We start from the raw sequence: 23,021 nt of genomic DNA on the forward strand, positions 1-23,021 counted from the left end.
CCTGCGCGGACACCGCAAGGGGGGTGTGCGCACACGCGCCACGGGTGCAGGCTCACCCCATGCAGATCGACATCGTGGAGCACGAACCGCCCTATCGCGTCGGCGTCATCGTCGGCAGTCTGTCGCGCGAGTCCATCAACCGGCGCCTCGCCATGGCGCTGCAGCGGCTGGCTCCGCCGGAGCTCGACTTCTTCGAGATCTCGTACTCCGACCTTCCGCTGTACAACCGGGACCTGGATGCGGACTATCCGCAGGTCGCCCTCGACTTCAAGGCCGCCATCCGCTCGGCCGACGCCGTGCTGTTCGTGACTCCCGAGTACAACCGGTCCCTGCCCGGGGCGCTCAAGAACGCCATCGACTGGGGGAGCCGGCCCTGGGGCCAGAACGCGTGGTCCGACAAGCCGACGGCCGTGATCGGCGCTTCCGCCGGACAGATCGGGACCGCCGTCGGCCAGCAGTCCCTCCGGGCGACGCTGAGCTTCCTCAACGCCCGTCAGATGACCTCCCCCGAGGCGTACATCCACTTCACGCCCGGCCTCATCGAGGCGGACGGCGAGGTGACGGTGCCCGCCACCGAGGAGTTCCTCCGCATGTTCATGACGAAGTTCCTGGAGTACACCGCGCGCGTGCTCACCGTCATCCCGCAGGCGTGATCTCCGGGCCCTCGGGCTGCACAGGCGGCTCCGGGTCGTGCGCCCAGGTGGGGGCCAAGGCCCGGATGCGGGCGCCCCGCCACTGCCACGTCGCCCACAGCACCGGCCACAGCGCCGGCGCAGCACCGCCGCCGATCACGAGCCGATCCCGCCACAGCGTCCGTGCCGGATCGCCCGGCGCCGGAGAGACGGCCATCTGGTGGTCCCAGACGTCCAGGCTCGCCAGCGGCCCCGTCAACGGGATCCCGCTGTCGCGGAAGATCCGCACCGGCCCGTCCGGTCCGTCGACGGTGCGCTCGCCGGCGTGGATGAGCTGGCGCCCGATCGGCACCAGCCCGAGCGCCGACAGCTGCACCGGCACGTCGTCGCCCGCGGACAGTGACGTCGGCAGCCCGCTCGGCACGAGGGGCTCGAGGTCCACGAGCGGCCCGTAGAGCTCGGCCACCGCGCGTGGCGAGTGAAGCGCCCGCCACGCCGCGTCGGCGTCGCAGTCGATCACGAACTTCAGCATGATCCGCATGCTCCAGTGTCGCACCGGCGCCCAGCGCCCGGGATGCCGCCGCCTAGGCTGGACGGATGGCCGAGGGTCCGTTCGATCAGTACCGCTATCAGGTCCGCCACGAGTGGGGCGTCGACGGTCTGCGGCGCCTCGCGCCGGCCGACGTGGTCGTGGTCGTGGACGTGCTCCGGTTCTCCACGACCGTGACGGATGCCGTGGGACGCGGCGAGGAGATCCCGCTCGACGCCGCCGCGCACGCGGTGTCGATCAACGGCGCCGCCATCGCGCAGATCGCGGCGGAGACCGGCTCCGTTGTCCTGCTGGGATGCCTCCGCAACGCCTCGGCGGTCGCGGCCGCCATCCTGGACATCCAGCGTGGGCGCGGCGAGCGCACCAGCATCGCCGTGATCGCCGCGGGGGAGCGCGCGGGGAAGGAGCCTGCCGCTCCGGTGCGCTTCGCGGTGGAGGACCAACTCGGCGCCGGTGCGATCATCGACGCGCTCGGCGACCTGGGGATCGACCACACCTCGCCCGAGGCGGCGGCGGCGTGCGAGTCGTTCCGCGGCCTCCGTGGCGCCGCCCGGCACCTTCTGACCGCCAGCGGCTCAGGACAGGAGCTGCTGCTCCGCGGTGCATCCGCGTCGGACGCCGCACGCGACGAGGTGCTGAACGCGGCGGCGCTGGATGCGGCATCCGTCGTTCCCCGCCTGCGCGACGGCGTCTTCACGACGTACTGAGCGCGACGTGTGGCGCATTGAGCGCCACGTGTGGCGTGCGGAACGCCGCGTCGGGCTGCGCGTCTGTGCTCGTGCCCGTGGGGCTCAGTCCCGCGGCGTCATGGCCGCCAGGCGGGTGGCGCGGGTGATCTCGCGCCTGGTCCAGGTGAACACGTGGCGCTCGTCGAACCGCGGCGCGCACCTTGCGCACGACGTCGGACGTGTCGCCTTGCGGTGCCGGTACGCGATATGCCCTGCCGGGCAGACGCCGATCCACGGGGCGAGTTCGGTCGCCGTCTCGCCCTGGTGGGTCGTGCCGCCGACATAGCCGAGGTCCCGCGCGATCTCCTTCCATCGCGCGCCGTGACCGGCCCGCGGCCCCGCGAGCGCGTGCGCGACCTCGTGCAGCAGTGTCTGATGGTTCGTGTCGTCGTCGTACCGCGCCGCGAGGTAGCGCGACAGGCTGATGCGCTTGCGGGTGTAGTCGCACAGGCCGGCACGCCGCTTCGCGTTGTCGAACGCGAACGTCCACGACGGATCGAGGTGGGCGGCGATGAGGGCCTCGGCCCAGTGCCGCACGCGGTGCAGTTCCGACATACGGCGAGACTAGAACGTATCTCCGACACTCACGGTCGCGGCGTCCGATCAGCTGGCGACGGATGCCGCGGCACGGCGGCGATCAGCGGCATCGATGGCGAGCAGCGTCGACTCGAGCTGGTCCTCGGTGGCACCGGACTCCTGCCGCAGGAACAGCGCGCGCTTGAAGTCCTTGCGGGCGGCCTCGAAGTCCCCCGCGTCGAAGTTGACCTTGCCGCGGTGCTGGTAGGCGAACGCGGCGATGCCGGCCCAGCCCTGCCCCTCGGCCTCTTCGGCGCACATCGTGAGCTCCTGCTCGGCGGCGGCGTACGACCCGCGCGCCTGCATGACCGTCGCATGCAGGATGCGTGCCCGCAGCAGATCCTTGCGGGTGCCGGCCATGCGGGCCACGCGCACCGATTGCTCCGAGATGACGAGGGCGTCCTCCGCGCGGTCGAGCACCTTGAGGAGCCAGACCCGTTCGAGCAGGGCCGGCAGACTCCGCTGCTCGCCGATCTCCTCGAGCCGTTCGCGGCACTGGCGGGGGTCCACCTGCTCGCGGAGAGTGTCGGGGTCGTACCCGCGGATGTAGCTCACGTCTGACTCCCTTCGCCGCGCCGGTGGGCCCTTCCAGTGTGCCTGCCGGTCGCCGCACGGCGGCCGTGCCACGCCGGGTGGCGGCATCCCTCCCGGACGCGCAGGCGTCACCGGGTGAACACGGATGACGACGGCTTGGGCGACGGGGTCGCGTCGGCGTCGGTGGCCACCCGGGCGCCCCGCGCGAACTCGTCGACCTCGCGGCCTTCGGCGACCTTCGCGGGGTGCGGGCCGGCGGCCATGAGCCGCGGCAACCACTCGGTCGGAAGGGGGGCGCGGGAGGCCGCGATCACGAGATTGCCGAAGCGCCGGCCCTTGAGCGTCTGCACCTCGGCCAGCACGATGACGTGGTCGAGCACCGCCTGCACGGTGGCGACCTCGCGGCGCGCGAATGCCAGGCCGGCGCCGTCGGCGACGTTCACGAGGAGCACGCCATCCGGAGCGAGGAACCGCACCGCCTCGGTGAAGAACTCGACCGTGGTCAGGTGCGCCGGCGTCTGCGCTCCCGAGTAGACGTCCGAGATGAGCAGGTCCGCCGCGCCGACGAGCCCGGCAGGCAGCCGGCGGAGCGTCTCGCGCGCGTCGCCGATCCGCACCCGGATGGCGGCGCCGCGGGGCAGCGGCAGGTTCTCGCGCACCAGATCCCACAGCGCCGGCTCCAGCTCGACGACCTGCTGCCGCGACCCGGGTCGTGTGGCCTCGACGTAGCGGGGGAGGGTGAGGGCGCCGGCGCCGAGGTGGATCGCGGTGAGCGGCTGCCCCGGCATCCGCAGCCGGTCGATCACCGCGGCCATGCGCGCGACGTACTCGAAGTGCAGGTGCGTGGGATCGTCGAGGTCGACGTGCGACTGCGGTGTGCCGTCGACGTCGAGCTCCCAGCCGCCGCCGAAGGGCGACCTCACGATGCGGGCGACGGTGCCGTCCGAGAGCCGGATCGCCGGGGGCGCGTCATCCCTCGCGCGTGCCATGGCTCCACGTTAGCCGCCGGGATCCCGTCCCGTGCCGCCGCGAGGCCGCCTGGCCCCGGCCCGGCGGCACGAACTCCTCGGATTTCGCCGCGGACGCCGGGATTCGGGCCGTTTCCGGGCCGAATCGCCGCGTCTGTGAGGAGTTTGTGCCCCGCGGTGCCCGGGTCCGCCGCTCCCGAGGTTCGAGGGGGTTCTGCCTGGCCCCGGCGCTGGTCCCGTCGGGATGCCGCTGTGCCTGCGGCACGAACTCCTCGGATTTCGCCGCGGACGCCGGGATTCGGGCCGTTTCCGGGCCGAACCGGCGCGTCTGTGAGGAGTTTGTGCCCGCCTGCCCGGGGTCCGCCGCCCCCGAGGTTCGAGGGGTTCGTGCCTCGCCCCGACGCTGGTCCCGTCGGGATGCCGCCGTGCCCGCGGCACGAACTCCTCGGATTTCGCCGCGGACGCCGGGATTCGGGTCGTTTCCGGGCCGAATCGCCGCGTCCGTGAGGAGTTTGTGCCCCGCGGTGCCCGGGGCCCGCCGCACCCGAGGTCCCGCCGGGATGCCCATGCCCGCCGCCGCAGTACCGTGGACCCATGGCGGCCATCGACCTCAACGCGGACCTCGGCGAGACGGTCGAGGGCCTGCCGACGGCCGACGACGAGGCGATGTTCGCCGTCATCTCGAGCGCCAGCGTGGCATGCGGCGGGCACGCGGGGGATGCCGCCGCGATGAGGGACGCGGTGGCGCGGGCGCGCCGGTTCGGCGTCGCCGTCGGCGCGCATCCGTCGTACCCCGATCGCGGGAACTTCGGGCGCGTTCCGATGGCGATGGATGCCGAGGATCTGGCCGCCGCCGTGTCGGCACAGCTTGCTTCGCTGCGCCGCGAAGGGGCCGACCTCCGCTACGTCAAGCCGCACGGCGCTCTGTACCACGCGGTGAGGGCGGATCGGCGGCAGGCAGACGCCGTGGCCCGCGCGGTCGCGGAGCTGTCCGAGACCCTCGGCCGGCCGCTGCCGATCCTGGGCCTGCGCGGCGAGATCGCCGGCGCCGCCGCAGCGGCCGGTCTCCCGTTCGTCCACGAGGCGTTCCTCGACCGCGGCTACCTGCCCGACGGCTCGCTCGTGCCGCGCACGCAGCGGGGCGCGCTCCTGGACGACCCGGACCAGGTCGCGGCGCGAGCCGTGCGGCTGGCGCGCGAGCATGTGGTCGAGGCGGTCGACGGCACCGTCGTCGACGCGGATGCCGCGTCGCTGTGCGTCCACGGCGACTCTCCTGCCGCGGTCGAGATGGCCCGTGCCGTCCGCGCCGCGCTGGAGGCGGCCGGCGTCGAGGTGCGGGCGCCGTGGTGAGACCGTCGCGCCGGTGCGAGGACCGGCGATCGGGATGCTGACCCCTCGGGTGCGTCCGATGGGGGACCGTGCCCTCCTGCTGGAGGTGGGGTCCCTCGATGACGTGCTGAACCTGCACAGCGCGCTCGTCGCAAGCCCTCCGCCGGGCGTCCTGGACGTGGTGCCCGCTGCGCGCACCGTCCTCGTCCGGGTGAATCCGGGGGTGCTGCCGCTCACCGCGGCCCGGGCATGGGCGCTGGCGTCCGCCGCCGAGCCATCAGCGGGGGCCGTCGCGGAGCCGGCGGAGGTCGAGCTCGACATCGTGTACGACGGGCAGGACCTCCCCGAGACGGCACGAGTGCTGGGCGTCGCACCCGATGAACTGGTCCGTCGTCACTCCGCGGCCCGGTGGCGGGTGGCCTTCAGCGGCTTCGCCCCCGGCTTCGGGTATCTGGTGAGCGACGACTGGCCGTTCGACGTGCCGCGGCTCGATTCGCCGCGCACGCGCGTTCCGGCCGGCGCCGTGGGGCTCGCAGGGAGCTTCACCGGCGCGTACCCTCGCGAGACGCCGGGCGGCTGGCGGCTCATCGGAACGACGCCGGCGCGCCTCTTCGACCCGGATGCCGCGCGCCCGGCGCTGCTCGCACCCGGAACGCTCGTCCGGTTCCGTCCCCTCCCGGCTCGCGACGCGCTGCGCGCCGCGCCCCAGCCGAGGGAGTCCTCCGCAACCGCGGCGTCACCCGGCCTCGCTCGCGGCCGCCAATCCAGCGGCCGAGGCCTCACGGTTCGCGAGCCCGGCCTGCTGTCCACGGTGCAGGATCTCGGGCGCCGCGGCGCGGCATCCGTCGGCGTCGCCGAGTCCGGGGCGCTCGACCGCGCTGCCCTGCGCACCGCGAACCGGCTGCTCGGCAACCCCGAAGGGGCGGCGGGCATCGAGGTGACGATGGGCGGCTTCGCCGCCGTCGCGCAGCGCGACCTGTGGGTGGCCGTCACCGGGGCGTGGGGCGAGCTGCGGCTGGACGCTCGTGCGGTCGACCCGTACACGGCGCACCGGTGGCCCGCCGGCACCGAGCTGCGGCTGGGCTGGTTCAGCCACGGCGCGCGGGCGTACCTCGCGGTGCGAGGCGGGCTGGACGAGCCGCTCGTGCTGGGCTCCCGTTCCACCGACCTCATGGCGGGGCTCGGGAGGGGCCCGCTGCGCGCGGGAGACGCGGTCGCGGTCGGCGCCGAGGTCGCCGGTCCCATCCCGGTCGCACCGCCCGCCGCGTGGGGCATGCCGCGCGACGACGAGCTGGAGCTCGAGCTCGCCGACGGGCCGCGGTCGGACTGGTTCGAGCCGGACGCGCGCCGGACGCTGTTCGAAGCGGTGTGGACGGTGTCCAGCGACGCCGACCGGATCGGCGCCCGCCTGGACGGGCCCGAGCTCCGCCGTGCCCGCACCGGCGAGCTGGCGAGCGAGGGGATGGTGCCGGGCGCCCTCCAGGTGCCGCCGAGCGGCCGCCCCACCGTGCTGCTCGCCGACGGACCCGTGACGGGCGGCTATCCGGTCATCGCCGTGCTGACGGATGCCGCGCGGGACCTCGTCGCGCAGGCTCGGCCGGGCACGCGCATCCGGTTCCGGCACCAGCGCCCGTCGCCGTGACCGTGCCGCACCGCCCGGTGCCGGGGCATCCGCCCTCGCGCCTCACCACGCGCGAAGGCGGTCGGCGACCTTCTCGAAGTCCTCGTCGGGAAGGGCCAGCCGCACCGCCTCGGCCACGGTCAGCTCCTCCCCGGCCGCCTCTCCCGCGCTGACGCTCTGCGGATCGCGGCCGCGCAGGATGTCGAGGTACGGCGTGTGCACGGTGAACGCCTCGACGTCGAAGATGCCGATGCGGCGGCGGATCTCACCGGCGGCGACCGCGAGCGCTCCCGCGCGCCACCCCTCCCCGTGCGCCGCCGCGACCGCGCAGACGCCCTCGAGTCCGTACGCGACGCCCTCTTCGTAGTGCAGGGTGACCGACAGCAGCAGCGTGTGCACGAACTCCCGCTCGGCCTCTTCGATGTGTCCCAGCTGGAAGTTCAGGCGCGACCGCAGGTTCCCGGCGACCGAGGTCGTGAACAGGTCCCCGCCTGACTCGGCGACCGAGGTGGCCCGGTCGAAATGCGCCAGCGCGTCATCCGTGGCGCCACGTACCCAGGCGAGCCGGCCGAGGGAGACCTCGGTGATGGCCTCGGCCCACGCGTTGTCGCGCTCCCGCAGCATGACCACCGCCTGCCGCAGCTCCTCCTCGGCCTTCTCGGCGTCCAGCACGGAGAACTGCACGCGCGCCGTCGCGCGCGCGGCCAGCGCCATCGCCGCGGCATCCTCGTCCCCGCTCTCGGTGAACAGCCGCACGCATTCGCCCAGGCCCGCGACGACCTGCTCGCTCGGGCGCTGCCACATCTCGCCCCACAGCGCGAAGAACCACGCGATCGCGCGGGTGTGCTGACTGATGGGATGCTCGTGCTGCTTCTCCAGCAGTTCCAGCATCCACACCCGAACCTCGGCGAAGAATCCCGAGATCCACCAGTAGATCAAGAGGCTCCAGGCGAAGTCGCCGGCGTCGTCGAGGCGGTTGGTGTGGATGAGGTGCCGGACGGCGGCGCGGAGGTTCGGCAGATCGAGCCCGAGGCGCGCCGCCGCCTCGGCCTGGCCGCGGCCGCCCAGGTCGGGAGCGACCGTCCGCACCAGCTCGCAGTAGTAATCGGCGTGGGCGCGGCGCAGCAGGTCGGCGTCGCCGTGCGCCTTCAGCTGGCCCACCGCGTACTCCCGCACGATCGCGAGGAGGGAGAACACCCGTCGGCCGCCGAGCTCGTGCTGCTTGATCAGCGACGCGTCGACGAGCGCGGCCAGCCCGTCGATCGCCTGGCCGTCCCACGGCCGCCCGGCTCCGAGCGCCTCCACCGCCTCGAGGGTGAAGCGCGTCGCGAAGACCCCGAGGTCATCGAGCATCTGCCGCTCGTGGTCCGGCAGCAGGCTCACGCTCCAGTCGATGGTGGCGCGCATGGTGCGGTGGCGCTCGGGGAGGTCCCGCACGGCCGCCGTGAGCAGCGGCAGGCTCTGCTCGAGGCGCTGGGCGATGCCGGCGGGGGTCAGGATCCGCACCTTGGCGGCGGCGAGCTCGATCGCCAGCGGGATGCCCTCGAGCGTGCGGCAGATGTCGGCCAGATCCCGGGCGTTCTCGGCCGTCACGTCGAAGTCGGCGTCGATGGCCCGGGCACGGTCGACGAACAGCGAGACGGCGGCCGATCGCGTGGCTCTGTCGATGCTCGCCGGCCCGTTGCCGGGCGGAGTCGTCAGAGGCGGGACGTCGTAGACGCGCTCGCCGCGGATCCGCAGCACGATGCGGCTGGTGACCAGGAACGTCGCCGTCGGGGCGACCGCGTAGAGCCGCACCAGCACGGGTGCGGCATCCACGATCTGCTCGAAGTTGTCGAGCACGATGAGCACGCGGCGATCCTGCAGCGCGTGGGCGATGCGTTCCTCGAGCGCGGCTTCGCCGTTGTCGCGGATGCCGAGGTAATAGGCGATCGTCGGCAGCAGCAGTCCCGGCTCGAGCACTCCTTCCAGCAGCACGAAGTACACGCCGTCGGGGAAGAGGTCCTCGCACGCGAGCGCCGACTCGATGGCCAGCCGGCTCTTGCCGATGCCGCCTGGTCCGATGAGGCTCACGACGCGATCGGTGCCGCGGGCGAGCAATGTGCGCACCGCCTCGATGTCGGCTTCGCGCCCGATGGTCTTCGTGTACGGCACGGGCACGCGGCCGATGAGCGTCGGGGTGGGCTCTTCGGGCTCCGCCGCGGCCGTCAGGCGCGACTCGTCGAAGCGTTCGGCCAGGAGCATGGCCAGATCCCCGGCGACGTGGTCTTCCAGGTCCTGCGCGGTGCGGAAGTGGAGGTACGCGGCGGTGTCGTCGGCCTGGATGCGGGCGATGAGCTGCGCGAGCCGTTCGTCGCGGGTGTCGGCATCCTTGACGTAGATGAGCTTGGGCATCTCGCGGGGGGCGAGGTTGTACTCGTCCTCGAGACCGGAGACCTCCTCGTCGGGTGCGACCCACCCGTAGCTGGCGCCGTAGATGCCGACGAAGACGTCGCTCTGCGCGAGGTAGGAGCGATAGAGGTCGCGCGGCGGGTGGGGGCGGGCTCCGAGCTCGAACATGACCGGCGCCAGCCGCAGGCGCTCGATGGCGGTGCGCACCGCCTCCCGCTCCTCGGCCAGCTCCCGCAGGGTCGAGCTGACGAACACCCGGATCCGCTGATCGGGAGTGCGGATCACGGGGCGTCCTACCCCAGTCATGTGCACATCATGGCCCCGTCGCCCCGATTCCGCCATGCCCCCGGCATCCCGCCGTCCCTCGGGTCGCGCCCGAGCCGCGAGACTTCATCCGAGCGCCGAGACTGCGGTTGCGCACCGAAGTCTCGGCGCTCCAGTGAAGTCTCGCGGTGACGAGGGGGGGTGACGAGGGGCGGTGACGAGGCGGGGAGGGCGGCGGCGGGTTATACCGCAGCATCTGAAAGTCGTCAAGAATTCGACTGGACACGGCGCGTCGCGCGACGTATAGTGGGTCTTTGCGCTCTTGGATTCCCCCTGCCCTCATATGGTGGTCGGCTGTGTCTGCGCCCACTCGCGTCGAGCGAGGCGTGCGTCGCGGACTTCGGGGACGACTGAGCACTCCACCTGATCACAAGGAAACGAGCCCCACGGGCCCACGGAGGTAATCCCCTTGGCTGCTGCGCGCAACGCATCCAACCCCACCACCACCCCCAAGAACGGTCGCGGAGCATCCCGCCTCTCGTTCGCCAAGATCTCCGACACGCTGACGGTCCCCGACCTTCTCGCGCTGCAGACCGAGTCCTTCGACTGGCTCGTCGGCAACGAGGCGTGGAAGGCGCGCGTCGCCGACGCGAAGGCCGCCGGACGCACCGACGTGCCCGAGGTCAGCGGCCTCGAGGAGATCTTCGAGGAGATCTCGCCGATCGAGGATCTCAGCGAGACGATGCAGCTCTCGTTCACGAACCCCTACCTCGAGCCCGAGAAGTACTCCATCGAGGAGTGCAAGGAGCGCGGCAAGACGTACGCGGCCCCGCTCTACGTCGAGGCCGAGTTCATGAACCACCAGACCGGTGAGATCAAGACCCAGACGGTCTTCATGGGCGACTTCCCGCTCCAGACCGACAAGGGCACCTTCATCATCAACGGCACCGAGCGCGTGGTCGTCTCGCAGCTCGTCCGTTCGCCCGGCGTCTACTTCGACAAGACCCCCGACAAGACCTCCGACAAGGACATCGTGTCGGCGCGCGTCATCCCCTCGCGCGGCGCCTGGCTCGAGTTCGAGATCGACAAGCGCGACCAGGTCGGCGTGCGCATCGACCGCAAGCGCAAGCAGTCGGTCACCGTCTTCCTCAAGGCCCTGGGCCTGACCTCGGAGGACATCCTCGCCGAGTTCGCCGGCTTCGACTCGATCGAAGAGACGCTGTCCAAGGACACGATCCTCACCAAGGAGGACGCGCTCCGCGACATCTACCGCAAGCTCCGTCCGGGCGAGCAGGTCGCCGCCGAGGCCGCCCGCGCGCTGCTGGACAACTTCTACTTCAACCCGAAGCGCTACGACCTCGCCAAGGTCGGCCGGTACAAGATCAACCACAAGCTCGGTCTCGACAAGCCGCTCACCGACTCGGTGCTGACCGTCGACGACATCGTGGCCACCATCAAGTACCTCGTGCGCCTGCACCGCGGCGACGTCACCTTCGAGGGCGTGCGCGGCGGCAAGCCGGCCGAGATCCGCCTGGATGTCGACGACATCGACAACTTCGGCAACCGTCGCATCCGCGCGGTCGGCGAGCTCATCCAGAACCAGGTCCGCACCGGTCTGTCGCGTATGGAGCGCGTCGTCCGCGAGCGCATGACCACGCAGGACATCGAGGCGATCACGCCCCAGACCCTGATCAACGTGCGCCCCGTCGTGGCCGCGATCAAGGAGTTCTTCGGCACCTCGCAGCTGTCGCAGTTCATGGACCAGAACAACCCGCTCGCGGGTCTGACCCACAAGCGCCGCCTGTCGGCGCTGGGCCCCGGCGGTCTGTCGCGTGAGCGTGCCGGCGTCGAGGTCCGTGACGTGCACCCGTCGCACTACGGCCGCATGTGCCCGATCGAGACGCCGGAAGGCCCGAACATCGGCCTCATCGGCTCGCTCGCGTCGTTCGCCCGCATCAACGCGTTCGGCTTCATCGAGACGCCGTACCGCCGCGTGGTCGACGGTAAGGTGACCGACCAGATCGACTACCTGACCGCCTCCGAGGAGAGCGACTACATCGTCGCGCAGGCCGGTGTCGAGCTGAAGGCCGACGGCAGCTTCGCGCAGGATCGCGTTCTGGCCCGTCGCGGTCAGGGTGGCGAGGTGGACCTCTTCCACGCCGACGAGATCGGCTACATGGACGTCTCGCCGCGCCAGATGGTGTCGGTGGCGACCTCGCTCATCCCGTTCCTCGAGCACGACGACGCAAACCGCGCGCTCATGGGCGCGAACATGCAGCGTCAGGCCGTGCCGCTGCTGCGCTCGGAGTCGCCGGTGGTCGGCACGGGCATGGAGGGCTACGCCGCCATCGACGCCGGTGACGTCGTCACCGCCGACAAGCCCGGTGTGGTCGTCGAGGTCTCGGCCGACGTCGTGACGGTGCAGCTGGACGAGGGCGGCACGCAGGACTACTTCCTGCGCAAGTTCGACCGCTCCAACCAGGGCACCAGTTACAACCAGCGCGTGGTGGTCTCGGCCGGCGACCGCGTCGAGGCCGGCGAGGTCATCGCCGACGGCCCGGCGACGGAGAACGGCGAGCTCGCCCTCGGCAAGAACCTCCTGGTCGCCTTCATGACCTGGGAGGGTCACAACTTCGAGGACGCCATCATCCTCAGCCAGGACCTCGTGAAGGAAGACACGCTCTCCTCGATCCACATCGAGGAGTACGAGGTCGACGCTCGCGACACCAAGCTCGGCAAGGAGGAGATCACCCGTGACCTCCCCAACGTCAGCCCGGACCTGCTGAAGGACCTCGACGAGCGCGGCATCATCCGCATCGGCGCCGAGGTGCGTCCGGGCGACATCCTCGTCGGCAAGGTGACGCCCAAGGGCGAGACCGAGCTGTCGGCCGAGGAGCGCCTGCTCCGCGCGATCTTCAACGAGAAGAGCCGCGAGGTGCGCGACACGTCGCTGAAGGTCCCCCACGGTGAGCAGGGCACCATCATCGCGGTCAAGGAGTTCAACGCGGAGGACGGCGACGACGAGCTCGGCTCGGGCGTCAACCGCCGTGTCGTGGTGTACATCGCCCAGAAGCGCAAGATCACCGAGGGTGACAAGCTCGCGGGCCGCCACGGCAACAAGGGCGTCATCGCGAAGATCCTCCCCGTCGAGGACATGCCCTTCCTCGCCGACGGCACGCCGGTCGACGTCATCCTGAACCCGCTGGGCATCCCGGGCCGCATGAACTTCGGTCAGGTGCTCGAGACGCACCTCGGGTGGGTCGCGAAGCAGGGCTGGAAGGTCGACGGCAACCCCGAGTGGGCCGCGCGCCTGCCCGAGGGTGCGCGCGAGGCGGCGCCCGGCACGAAGGTGGCCACGCCGGTGTTCGACGGCGCGTTCGAGGAGGAGATCGCGGGTCTGCTCGACTCGACGCTCCCCACGCGCGACGGCGAGCGCCTCATCGACTCGTCGGGCAAGACGCAGCTGTTCGACGGCCGCTCCGGAGAGCCGTTCCCGGCTCCGATCTCGGTCGGCTACATGTACATCCTGAAGCTGCACCACCTCGTGGACGACAAGATCCACGCGCGCTCGACGGGCCCGTACTCGATGATCACCCAGCAGCCGCTCGGTGGTAAGGCGCAGTTCGGTGGTCAGCGCTTCGGTGAGATGGAGGTGTGGGCCCTCGAGGCCTACGGCGCCGCGTACGCCCTCCAGGAGCTCCTCACGATCAAGTCCGACGACATCCTCGGCCGCGTCAAGGTGTACGAGGCGATCGTCAAGGGCGAGAACATCCAGGAGCCCGGCATCCCCGAGTCGTTCAAGGTGCTCATGAAGGAGATGCAGTCGCTCTGCCTGAACGTCGAGGTGCTCTCGGCCGACGGCACGGCGGTCAACCTCCGCGACACCGACGACGAGGCCTTCCGCGCTGCGGAGGAGCTCGGTATCAACATCTCCAGCCGCTTCGAGTCGTCGTCCATCGACGAGATCTGATCCGGCCAGGCAACGCAAGAATTCCGACACAGGAGAACTAGTGCTCGACGCAACAACTTTCGATGAGCTTCGCATCGGCCTGGCCACCGCCGACGACATCCGTCGTTGGTCCTACGGCGAGGTCAAGAAGCCCGAGACCATCAACTACCGCACGCTCAAGCCTGAGAAGGACGGCCTCTTCGGCGAGCAGATCTTCGGACCCTCCCGTGACTGGGAGTGCGCGTGCGGCAAGTACAAGCGCGTCCGCTTCAAGGGCATCGTGTGCGAGCGCTGCGGCGTGGAGGTCACCAAGTCCTCCGTCCGCCGTGAGCGCATGGGCCACATCGAGCTCGCCGCGCCCGTGACGCACATCTGGTACTTCAAGGGCGTGCCCTCGCGCCTCGGGTACCTGCTCGACATGGCGCCGAAGGACCTCGAGAAGGTCATCTACTTCGCCGCCTACATGGTGATCTCCGTCGACGAGGAGGCCCGCCACCGCGACCTCCCCACGCAGGAGAACAACATCCGCCTCGAGCTGAAGACGCTCGCCGACCGCCGTGACGCGCGTGTGGCCGCCCGCCTCCAGAAGCTGGAGGAGGAGCTCGCCGCGCTCGAGGAGGAAGGCGCCAAGGCCGACCAGAAGAAGAAGGTCAAGGACGCCGCCGAGAAGGAGATGGCGGCGATCCGCAAGAACTCGGACGAGCAGATCGCCCGCCTCGAGCGCGTGTGGGAGGACTTCCGCACGCTCGAGGTCGGCCAGCTCAAGGGCGAGGACGAGATCTTCCACGAGCTGCAGGACCGTTTCGGTCAGTACTTCGAGGCCCACATGGGCGCCGAGTCGATCAAGCGCCGCCTGGAGACGTTCGACCTGCAGGCCGAGGCCGACAGCCTCCACCTGCAGATCTCGGAGGGCAAGGGCCAGCGCAAGATCCGCGCGATCAAGCGCCTGAAGGTCGTCAACTCGTTCCTGGCGACCGGCATGAGCCCGGCCGCGATGGTCCTCGACGTCGTTCCGGTGATCCCGCCGGAGCTGCGCCCGATGGTGCAGCTGGACGGTGGCCGCTTCGCGACCAGCGACCTCAACGACCTCTACCGTCGTGTGATCAACCGCAACAACCGCCTCCGTCGCCTGATCGACCTCGGTGCCCCCGAGATCATCGTCAACAACGAGAAGCGGATGCTGCAGGAGGCCGTCGACGCGCTGTTCGACAACGGCCGCCGCGGGCGCCCCGTCACCGGCACCGGCAACCGTGCGCTGAAGTCGCTGTCCGACATGCTCAAGGGCAAGCAGGGCCGCTTCCGTCAGAACCTGCTCGGAAAGCGCGTGGACTACTCGGGTCGTTCGGTGATCATCGTCGGCCCGCAGCTCAAGCTCCACCAGTGCGGTCTGCCCAAGCAGATGGCGCTCGAGCTGTTCAAGCCGTTCGTGATCAAGCGCCTGATCGACCTCGGTCACTCGCAGAACATCAAGGCGGCCAAGCGCGCCGTCGAGCGCACGCGTCCCGAGGTGTGGGACGTGCTCGAGGAGATCATCCGCGAGCGCCCCGTGCTGCTCAACCGTGCGCCGACGCTCCACCGCCTGGGCATCCAGGCCTTCGAGCCGCAGCTCGTCGAGGGCAAGGCCATCCAGCTGCACCCGCTCGTGTGCGCCGCGTTCAACGCGGACTTCGACGGTGACCAGATGGCCGTGCACCTGCCGCTGTCGGTCGAGGCTCAGGCCGAGGCCCGCATCCTGATGCTCGCGTCGAACAACATCCTCAAGCCCTCGGACGGCCGTCCGGTCACCCTGCCTTCGCAGGACATGATCATCGGCCTGCACCACCTGACCACGGTCAAGGAGGGCGCCGCCGGCGAGGGTCGCGTGTTCGGCTCGGTCGGCGAGGCGATCCTGGCCAAGGACGAGGGCACCCTCGACCTGCAGGCGAAGGTCCGCATCCGCATCCCGGGGCTCACCTTCCTCGAGGGCGAGGCTCCCGAGGGCTACGAGCGTCACGGGCTGGTGGACGCGTCGCTGGGCCAGGCGATCTTCAACGACACGCTCCCCAAGGGCTACCCGTTCGTGCGGGAGCAGGCCGACAAGGGCAAGCTGTCGCAGATCGTCAACAAGCTGGCCGAGGAGTACCCGAAGGTCGAGGTCGCCGCGTCGCTGGACCGCATCAAGGACGCCGGCTTCTACTGGGCCACCCGCTCGGGTGTCACGGTGGCGCTGAGCGACATCCTCACGCCGCCGAACAAGGCCGAGATCGTCGCGGGCTACGAGAAGCAGGCCGCGAAGGTCCAGGGCCAGTTCGAGAAGGGTCTCACCACCGACGCCGAGCGTCGGCAGGAGCTCATCAAGATCTGGACCGAGGCGACCGACGAGGTCCAGAAGGCGATGCGCGACCACTTCCCGGCCGACAACACCATCAACCGCATGGTGTCCTCGGGTGCCCGTGGTAACTGGCTGCAGATCCGCAACATCGCGGGCATGCGAGGCCTGGTGAACAACCCGAAGGGTGAGATCATCCCGCGCCCGATCATCTCCTCGTACCGCGAGGGTCTGTCGGTGGCGGAGTACTTCATCGCGACGCACGGTGCCCGTAAGGGTCTGGCCGACACGGCCCTCCGTACGGCCGACTCGGGTTACCTGACGCGACGTCTCGTCGACGTCTCGCAGGATGTCATCATCCGCGAGGAGGACTGCGGCACGACCAAGGGCCTCGAGTTCACGATCGCCGCTCCGGGTGCCGACGGCACGCTGGTGCGCGACGCGAACGTCGAGAACTCGGTGTTCGCCCGCACGCTGGCGGCGGACGCCGTCGACCCGAAGGGCGAGGTCGTCGCCTCGGCCGGTGAGGACGTCGGCGACGTGCTCATCGACAAGCTCGTCGAGGCGGGTGTCGAGTCGATCAAGGTCCGCTCGGTGCTCACGTGCGACTCGGCCGTCGGTGTCTGCGCGAAGTGCTACGGCCGATCGCTTGCGACCGGCAAGATCGTCGACATCGGCGAGGCCGTCGGCATCATCGCGGCGCAGTCGATCGGTGAGCCCGGCACGCAGCTGACGATGCGTACCTTCCACACCGGTGGTTCCGCGTCGGCCGACGACATCACGCAGGGTCTTCCCCGCGTGCAGGAGCTGTTCGAGGCCCGCACCCCCAAGGGCGCGTCGCCGATCGCCGAGGCCGACGGCCGCATCACGATCGACGAGACCGAGAAGTCCAAGAAGGTCATCCTCACGCCCGACAACGGCGACGAGCCCCACGTCTACCCGGTGCTGAAGCGTGCGACGCTTCTCGTCGAGGACGGCCAGCACGTCACCGTCGGTCAGCCGCTGCAGGTCGGCACGCTCGACCCCAAGGAGGTCATGCGCGTGCAGGGCGCCCGCGAGGTGCAGAAGTACCTCGTCAACGGCGTTCAGGGCGTGTACCGCTCGCAGGGTGTGCCGATCCACGACAAGCACATCGAGGTCATCGTCCGTCAGATGCTGCGGAAGGTCACCGTGGTCGACCACGGCGACACGACGCTGCTGCCGGGTGAGCTGGTGGACTTCAAGCGCTACCAGCAGATCAACCGCGAGGCCGTGGCCGAGGGCAAGCGCCCCGCGTCGGGTCGCCCGGAGCTGATGGGTATCACGAAGGCGTCGCTCGCGACGGAGTCGTGGCTGTCGGCCGCGTCGTTCCAGGAGACCACCCGCGTCCTCACGCAGGCGGCCATGGAAGGCAAGAGCGACCCGCTCGTCGGCCTCAAGGAGAACGTCATCATCGGAAAGCTCATCCCCGCCGGAACCGGCCTTGCGAAGTACCGCAACGTCACGGTCGAGGCGACGGAGGAGGCCAAGAGCGAGCGGTACCCCAACCGCATCTTCGCCTCGGACGGCGCCTACACCGATGCCGACCTGAGCTACGTCGACTTCGACAGCTTCTCCACGGACGGCTTCTCGACCGACTACAACTGACGCGGACGGATCGCGCGATCGATCCGCACGTGACACGCGAACGGCCCCGGCTTCTGCCGGGGCCGTTCGTCGTTCCGGGCGACGGGATGCCGCGTCAGTAGTCCGTCGTGCCGCCGCCCTGTCCGGAGGTGGACGTCGATCCGCCACTGCCGGGCGTGACGTTCTCCTTCACGCGCTCGGCGGTGCTCTGCGCCTCCTCCTTGACGGTCTCGGCGGAGGACATCGCGGACTCCTTGACCTCCTCGACGGCGTCCTTCGCCGGCTGCTTGAGGTTCTCCGCCACCTCCTGCGCGGCGCCCTTCGCCTCATCGACCGCCTTGTCCACCAGCGGCTGCGCCTGCTCACGCAGCGAGGCGCCCCAGCGGGTCTCGGCCCGCGTCGTGGGGATGAGGCTCGCGATCAGGAAGCCCGCCCCGGCCGCCAGCAGGCCGACCACCAGCGGTGCGCCCTGCGTGGTCTGCTTGGCCTTGTGCGGCAGGTCCTTGACCGCCTCGCCGGCGGCGCCCATCGCGTCGCCCACGGAGTGACCTGCGGACGCAGCGGAACTGCCCACGTCGTCGGCGACGCCCATGACCCGGCCCTTCATGTCGCCGATCACCTGGCGTGCCCGCGTCCGCTGGCGCTCCATGATCTTCGGGGGCGAGACCTTGTCGGCCAGCGCATCCACGTCGCGCCCGAGCTCGTCGCGCGTCACCTCGATGTCGGCGCGGATCTGGTCTGGGTTGCTCATTATCGGTTCTCCTGATTCCTCTTGAGCGCTTCGGGGATCTCCTTGACCGTCTCGACGGTCTGCGGCGCTCCTTCCACGGTCTTCAGCCGGCTCCGCCCGACGGCGAACAGGATGCCGGCGATGATGGCCCAGATGACCGCGACGATCACGCCGGACCATCCCAGGCCCACGAGCAGGCCGAGGGCCCACCACAGGGCGAGGCTGAGGAACAGCACCGCCATGCTCGCCGCGTAGCCCGCGCCGCCCATCAGCCCCGCGCCCTTGCCGGCGCGCTTGGCGGACTCTCGGAGCTCGGCCTTGGCCAGCTCCAGCTCTTTGCGCATCAGCTCGGACAGGTCGCGGGACACCTCGCCCACGAGCTCGCCGAGCGATGTCTCCGCCGCCTTCTGCTGCGACGGGGTGGGCATATCGGTCATCGCTGCGCCTCTCCGCCGGGCGACCACTCGCCGGTCGCGCTCGCATCGGCCAGGCCCTGGCCGGAGGTGCCCGTGCCCTCCGCGCCCGGTGCCAGCGGGTCGCCCTGCTCGGTGGTCAGCGCGTCGGCGATGGGCGTCTCACCGGCGCCGCTGCCGGCAGCCGAACCGCTCCACTCCGAGCCCGCGCCGGCGGCCCCGGCCGCGCCCGCCGCTCCGCCGGGGATCGCCCCGGATCCGGAGACCCCGCCGGCCATGCCTGTGCCGGAGCCCATGCCTCCCGACATCCCGCCGGTCATGCCGCCCGACATCCCGCCGCCCGCTCCGCTCATGGAGCGGCCGCCGCCGGACGTGTCCGAAGCACCTCCACCGTTGTCGGCCATGAGCGCCCGGGTGAGGCGCCCGGCGACGATCCCGACGCCGAGGGCGATCGCCAGGAACGCTCCGGTGTGCCTGCGAGCGAACCCGCGCACCTCGTCCACCACCTCCGCCGGCTCACGCTGTTCGAGCCAGTCCGCCACGCGGCGCGTCTGCGTGCCGACGGTGCGGACGGCGCTGGTGGCCATCCCGCTCGAGCCCGAGCCAGAGCCCGAAGCGAGCCCGACCAGCTCGTCGCCGGTGCTGCGCAGCGCACCCGCGGCCCGCCGCTGCTGCGTGGAGGCCTGCTCCGACAGCTGCGCACGCGTCTCGTCGAAGAACCCGCGGGCAGCTCGCTTCGCGTCGTGTGCGACGTTGCCGGCTTCCTCACCGGCCACGCCTGCGACGTGCATCGCCCCGGCGTCGACCTCGGCGACGGCCTCGACGGCACGCTCCTTCATGTCTCCCGAGCCCGCGCTCTGGTCCGCGGACGATCCGGTCTCGTATGTCGACATGCTCCTTCTCCACTCTCACGTGCGGCGTCGGACGGGCCTGTGCCCGCCCTGCGGAATCCGCCGTGGCGAAAACCGTGCGTCATGAGCCCCCGTTGCACCGAGGGGGTCGAACTCGTCGCGACGGGGGAGTATCCTGCCCCGCCGTCGTCGCTTCGGATGCCGCGACCGCGGGGGAGCACTCGGGCGCGCACTCCGCGCCCGTCCGGCGGCGCGCACGGCGGACGACGACCATTCCTCGCGTGCCCTCGCGCGCCGCGACGAGGCATCCGTGACTGCGGCTTACCGTGGGACGCGGAGGTCGGGGCATGGCGCGGATCGGGGGTCGCAACTCGTGGATCGCCGTACCCGCCGGCATGGTGTGCGCGGCGGTGGTGGGAGCGCTCGTCTGGCTCTCCCTGCCCATGGTTCCGGTGACCATCGCCTGGATCGGCGACACGCTGCGCAGCGCCACCGCACCCGCACCCGCGGCCACGCGGGCGGCCACGCCGGCGCAGGCGGCGGCCGACGGACGTGCGGTGGACTGCCGGACGATGTACCCCGACGACCTGTGGAACGAGCTCACCTGGCGTCCTGGCTCGCTGCTCAGCCAGTCCGGGGCGCCCCCGGCCACCTCGGCGGCCTCGTTCGCCGATGCCGCCGCGGCGCGGGTGGTGGTCACGTGCACGTGGCGGTTCGAGGCCGGCGGCATCGTGTCGACGCTCTCGCGCGTGGACGCGGAGGCATCCTCCATCGCCGAGGCCGCGCTGTCGGGCGCGGGCTTCACGTGCCGCGCGGACGGTGCCCAGCTGGTGTGCACGCGCACCCAGGGCGCCGTCATGGAGGAGCACACCTTCCGCGACGGCCTGTGGCTGGTGAGCGTCGAGACGGACTGGCAGCCGGAGGACTACGGGTCTCGGCTGGATCGTGGAGTGTGGGGCTGACCCTTCCCGGATGCCGGGCGGCGAATCTCGTCGGCACTCGCGCGGCATGGCGCCCCGCGATCGCGGCGGTTGCAGGCTACCCTCCCACTGCGGGGATCTGCCCCGCGTGAGGAGTACCTGCGATGAGTGACCCCAAGTCGTCTTACGGCGAGCCCGTCGACGAGCCTCGCGGCGTCGACGACGTCGTCGGTCGTGCGAACGAAGGCCTCGCCGAAGCCGAGGCAGCCGGCCGCGGGGCCGTCGCCGACGAGCACTCCGCCGAGACCCCCGCCCCGGCCGTCGACGAATCCGACGCCGGAGCCCCCGTGCCCGACGAGGACGAGCGTGACGGCGCCGCAGTCGCCGCGCCGGCAGCCGCCGAGCCCGCAGCCGCCGAGCCCGATCCCTGGGACTCGCCCGAGGCGGCATCCCTGAACTACTCGTCGCCGGCCGTGCCCGCCGATGAGCCCCCCACCGTCGTGGCGGCCCCCGTCGTCACGCCGAGCGAGCCCGTCGTGGCCGAACCGGTCGCCACCGCCGCACCGGCGCCGCAGCCGATCTTCGTGCAGGCGCCCGAGGCGCCGCGTCCCCGTGGGAACCGTGCCGCGGCCGGCGCCATCGGCCTGCTCGCCGCACTGTCGTTCGCGGTGCTGTACCTCGCCGCTCGGCTCGGATTCGCCGCGCTGGCAGGTGACGTGACCGGCGCGAACGTCGGCACCTCGGCCCTGGAGGTCCTCGCGACGGCCGCGTTCTGGGTGCCGGTGGTGGTGTTCTTCATCGCCTTCTGGCTGCTGGGTGCCATCATCAACCGCGGCCGCTGGGGCGCGTGGGTGATCTTCGGCCTGCTGGTGGGCGTCGCCGCCTACGGGGGACACATCCTCGGTGCGCTCTTCCAGGCGCCGTTCTGGGCGCTCACCGCCAGCGAGGGCGCGCGCGTCGTCGAAGCCGAGCTGCTCGCGCCGCTCGCGATCGCCGCGTTCGTCATCGGGCGCGAGCTCACGATCTGGTTCGGTGCCTGGGCCGCCGCGCGTGCCAAGCGCGTGACCGAGCTCAACATCGAGGCCCAGCGCGAGTACGAGCGCACCCTCGAGGCGGGGCCGCAGCTGGTCCGCCCGTAGCCGTCCGGGGGTCGTGGCGCGGACGTAGGCTGGCGTCATGACCCCTGACGGCGGCTCGTCGGTGCCCGGCGGGTCGGTGAGACCCGTCGTTGCGCTCGCGTTCGCCGGCATCGCGTTCGTCGCCCTGACGATCTTCGGCCTGGGCATGACGAGCCTCGTCACCGGTGCCGACGTCATCGCGACGCCCGGTCTCGGTCAGGTGCCGGGCATCGCCGGGATCGTGTGCGCGCTCCTCGCCTTCGCGGCGGGGGTGTGGGCGGCGATCGGCCGCGGGCAGCAGCCGGATGCCGCGGCACGTTCGGCGACCGGACCGCTTGTCGCGGGGCCCGACCGCCGGTCGGGCGATGCGGCATCCGTGTCCGAGAAGGACCTCCTCCCTGCGCACCCCTCTCAGCCCTCCTACTGGGGGGCCGCCTGGACCGCCGCCGCCTGCTTCCTCGCGTATGTCTGCGCCGTGTGGGTCGCAGCCGCGGTCACCGGCGCCGACCTCGCCGTCGCGACAGCGGTCGCCGGGCGCCTCGCGACGTCGTGGTTCGGACTCGTCGTCGCCGCGGCGGCATTCGTGTGCGCCTGGTCCGCGATCGCGCTCGTGCGCACGCGCGCGCACCGGCCCCGGTGGCCGTGGGAGGACGAGGACGACCAGTGACGCGGTGACAGCTCAAGGCGCCCGCCGCGGCATCCCGGCGCGACACGCCGTCGCGTACTACCGTGGAGCCGTGGAGCGGTCGCTCGAGACCCAGGTCAGCCAGGCGGTGGACGCCTGGCTCGCGTGGCTTCCCCGGTGGGAGCCCGCCACGCACCGGGGCCGGACGGCGCCGTGTCGACGCTGCTTCGGGTCGCCGGTGCTCTCGGCGGCGGGGCTGGGCGCCGACGTGCCGCACGGCGTGCAGCACGGCCTGTCGACCCGGATCAAGACGATCGTCGACCGTTCGGTGGCGGAGTACACGGCGCTGAACCTGCCGATGCTGCAGGCCGAGCTCGACCAGCAGGCGGCCCGCAACCGGGCCCGCACCTACCGGCCCGCGGAGGGGCTCGCCCCGGAGTTCGAGGGTCTGCCGCTGGATCCCGACCCGGTGCCCGGGGCGCCGTTCCTGTTCACCATCGCGGGCCTCGCGGAGGAGGCGGATGCGGACGTGCCGGCGCTGCCGCCGCTCACCGACGAGGCGAAGGCGGCACTGCGCCAGGAGGTCGGCCTCGCCGACGACTACGCGAACCTCGTGGGCCGCGAGGTGTGCACGATCCTCCTGCATCACCGGCTGAGGATCCAGGCCGCCATCGCCGAGTACGTCGAGCCCCAGATCGAGGCGATGCTCGCCGATCTCACGAAGTCCCTCGACGCGCCGTTCGACCCGCACGATCCGGGCGACGGCCACCGTCTGGACTGATGATGCGCTGCGGTGCGCGGGGCGCGGCAGGCGTCACGGCCGATGGCGGCGAACGGCCGGGGCGCACAGGGCGTCATCTCCGCCGCGAAGCCGGTGGTTTCGCAGGTCGTTTTGTTAGCATGGCCAGG

18 protein-coding genes are annotated in these 23,021 nt (G+C 71.3%); 10 read left to right on the plus strand and 8 right to left on the minus strand.

Going from position 1 to position 23,021, the window contains the following annotated elements; translation table 11 throughout:
- Positions 1 to 59: 59 nt before the first annotated feature.
- Positions 60 to 653, plus strand: a complete 594-nt coding sequence (locus C9992_RS15405) for an NADPH-dependent FMN reductase (RefSeq protein ID WP_106816525.1) — start codon at positions 60 to 62, stop codon at positions 651 to 653.
- Here the strand turns inward: C9992_RS15405 and C9992_RS15410 are convergent.
- Entirely contained in the window at positions 637 to 1,164 is a 528-nt protein-coding gene (locus tag C9992_RS15410; RefSeq protein ID WP_235008276.1) for a hypothetical protein, read from the minus strand. The genes C9992_RS15405 and C9992_RS15410 overlap by 17 nt on opposite strands.
- Before the next feature lie 65 nt (positions 1,165 to 1,229).
- On the opposite strand from C9992_RS15410, the gene C9992_RS15415 reads away from it, so the two are divergent.
- Positions 1,230 to 1,889, plus strand: coding sequence for a 2-phosphosulfolactate phosphatase (locus tag C9992_RS15415; RefSeq protein ID WP_106816527.1), 660 nt, complete (start codon positions 1,230 to 1,232; stop codon positions 1,887 to 1,889).
- Positions 1,890 to 1,973: 84 nt separating this feature from the next.
- On the opposite strand, the gene C9992_RS15420 is transcribed toward C9992_RS15415, so the two are convergent.
- From C9992_RS15420 to C9992_RS15430, 3 genes are all read right to left on the minus strand, one after another.
- Positions 1,974 to 2,465, minus strand: a complete 492-nt coding sequence (locus C9992_RS15420) for a SprT-like domain-containing protein (RefSeq protein WP_106816528.1) — start codon at positions 2,463 to 2,465, stop codon at positions 1,974 to 1,976.
- A gap of 48 nt (positions 2,466 to 2,513) precedes the next feature.
- The gene (locus C9992_RS15425; protein WP_106816529.1) at positions 2,514 to 3,041 is read right to left on the minus strand and encodes a hypothetical protein; all 528 of its coding nucleotides are present in this window, start codon (positions 3,039 to 3,041) and stop codon (positions 2,514 to 2,516) included.
- A 107-nt stretch (positions 3,042 to 3,148) separates the two neighbouring features.
- Positions 3,149 to 4,009, minus strand: coding sequence for a spermidine synthase (locus C9992_RS15430; RefSeq protein ID WP_106816530.1), 861 nt, complete (start codon positions 4,007 to 4,009; stop codon positions 3,149 to 3,151).
- A gap of 573 nt (positions 4,010 to 4,582) precedes the next feature.
- Here C9992_RS15430 and C9992_RS15435 point away from each other — a divergent pair.
- Positions 4,583 to 5,338: a LamB/YcsF family protein gene (locus C9992_RS15435; protein ID WP_106816531.1), complete on the plus strand. Its 756-nt coding sequence runs from the start codon at positions 4,583 to 4,585 to the stop codon at positions 5,336 to 5,338.
- A gap of 58 nt (positions 5,339 to 5,396) precedes the next feature.
- Positions 5,397 to 6,959 carry a 5-oxoprolinase subunit B/C family protein gene (locus C9992_RS15440; RefSeq protein WP_235008277.1) on the plus strand — a complete coding sequence of 521 codons (1,563 nt, stop codon included), beginning with the start codon at positions 5,397 to 5,399 and terminating at the stop codon, positions 6,957 to 6,959.
- 42 nt (positions 6,960 to 7,001) lie between these two features.
- Here C9992_RS15440 and C9992_RS15445 read toward each other — a convergent pair whose 3' ends face one another.
- On the minus strand, positions 7,002 to 9,614 hold the full coding sequence (locus C9992_RS15445) for an ATP-binding protein (RefSeq protein WP_160150905.1): 2,613 nt from the start codon (positions 9,612 to 9,614) through the stop codon (positions 7,002 to 7,004).
- A gap of 448 nt (positions 9,615 to 10,062) precedes the next feature.
- Between C9992_RS15445 and rpoB the strand changes: the two genes are divergently transcribed.
- Both rpoB and rpoC read left to right on the plus strand, forming a co-directional pair.
- On the plus strand, positions 10,063 to 13,563 hold the full coding sequence (gene rpoB, locus C9992_RS15450; RefSeq protein ID WP_106816533.1) for a DNA-directed RNA polymerase subunit beta: 3,501 nt from the start codon (positions 10,063 to 10,065) through the stop codon (positions 13,561 to 13,563).
- 40 nt (positions 13,564 to 13,603) lie between these two features.
- Positions 13,604 to 17,476: a DNA-directed RNA polymerase subunit beta' gene (rpoC, locus tag C9992_RS15455; protein ID WP_106816534.1), complete on the plus strand. Its 3,873-nt coding sequence runs from the start codon at positions 13,604 to 13,606 to the stop codon at positions 17,474 to 17,476.
- A gap of 94 nt (positions 17,477 to 17,570) precedes the next feature.
- Here the strand turns inward: rpoC and C9992_RS15460 are convergent, their stop codons facing one another.
- The 3 genes from C9992_RS15460 to C9992_RS15470 are packed head-to-tail and all read right to left on the minus strand — an operon-like array spanning position 17,571 to position 19,491.
- Entirely contained in the window at positions 17,571 to 18,206 is a 636-nt protein-coding gene (locus C9992_RS15460; protein WP_106816535.1) for a DUF3618 domain-containing protein, read from the minus strand.
- Positions 18,206 to 18,622 (minus strand): phage holin family protein, encoded by a 417-nt coding sequence (locus C9992_RS15465; RefSeq protein WP_106816536.1) that lies wholly within the window; start codon positions 18,620 to 18,622, stop codon positions 18,206 to 18,208. The genes C9992_RS15460 and C9992_RS15465 overlap by 1 nt, the downstream gene beginning before the upstream one ends.
- On the minus strand, positions 18,619 to 19,491 hold the full coding sequence (locus C9992_RS15470; protein WP_106816537.1) for a hypothetical protein: 873 nt from the start codon (positions 19,489 to 19,491) through the stop codon (positions 18,619 to 18,621). The genes C9992_RS15465 and C9992_RS15470 overlap by 4 nt, the downstream gene beginning before the upstream one ends.
- Before the next feature lie 305 nt (positions 19,492 to 19,796).
- On the opposite strand from C9992_RS15470, the gene C9992_RS15475 reads away from it, so the two are divergent.
- The 4 genes from C9992_RS15475 to C9992_RS15490 all read left to right on the plus strand — a co-directional run bounded on the left by C9992_RS15475 (position 19,797) and on the right by C9992_RS15490 (position 22,893).
- Entirely contained in the window at positions 19,797 to 20,411 is a 615-nt protein-coding gene (locus tag C9992_RS15475) for a hypothetical protein (RefSeq protein WP_106816538.1), read from the plus strand.
- Positions 20,412 to 20,533: 122 nt separating this feature from the next.
- On the plus strand, positions 20,534 to 21,508 hold the full coding sequence (locus C9992_RS15480; protein WP_106816539.1) for an ABC transporter: 975 nt from the start codon (positions 20,534 to 20,536) through the stop codon (positions 21,506 to 21,508).
- A gap of 37 nt (positions 21,509 to 21,545) precedes the next feature.
- Complete coding sequence (locus C9992_RS15485; RefSeq protein WP_235008278.1) at positions 21,546 to 22,154, plus strand: hypothetical protein; 609 nt, start codon at positions 21,546 to 21,548, stop codon at positions 22,152 to 22,154.
- Positions 22,155 to 22,224: 70 nt separating this feature from the next.
- Positions 22,225 to 22,893 (plus strand): spermidine/putrescine ABC transporter substrate-binding protein, encoded by a 669-nt coding sequence (locus C9992_RS15490; RefSeq protein WP_106816540.1) that lies wholly within the window; start codon positions 22,225 to 22,227, stop codon positions 22,891 to 22,893.
- Positions 22,894 to 23,021 lie beyond the last annotated feature (128 nt).

Source organism: Microbacterium timonense (genome assembly GCF_900292075.1).
Classification (GTDB): Bacteria; Actinomycetota; Actinomycetes; order Actinomycetales; family Microbacteriaceae; genus Microbacterium; species Microbacterium timonense.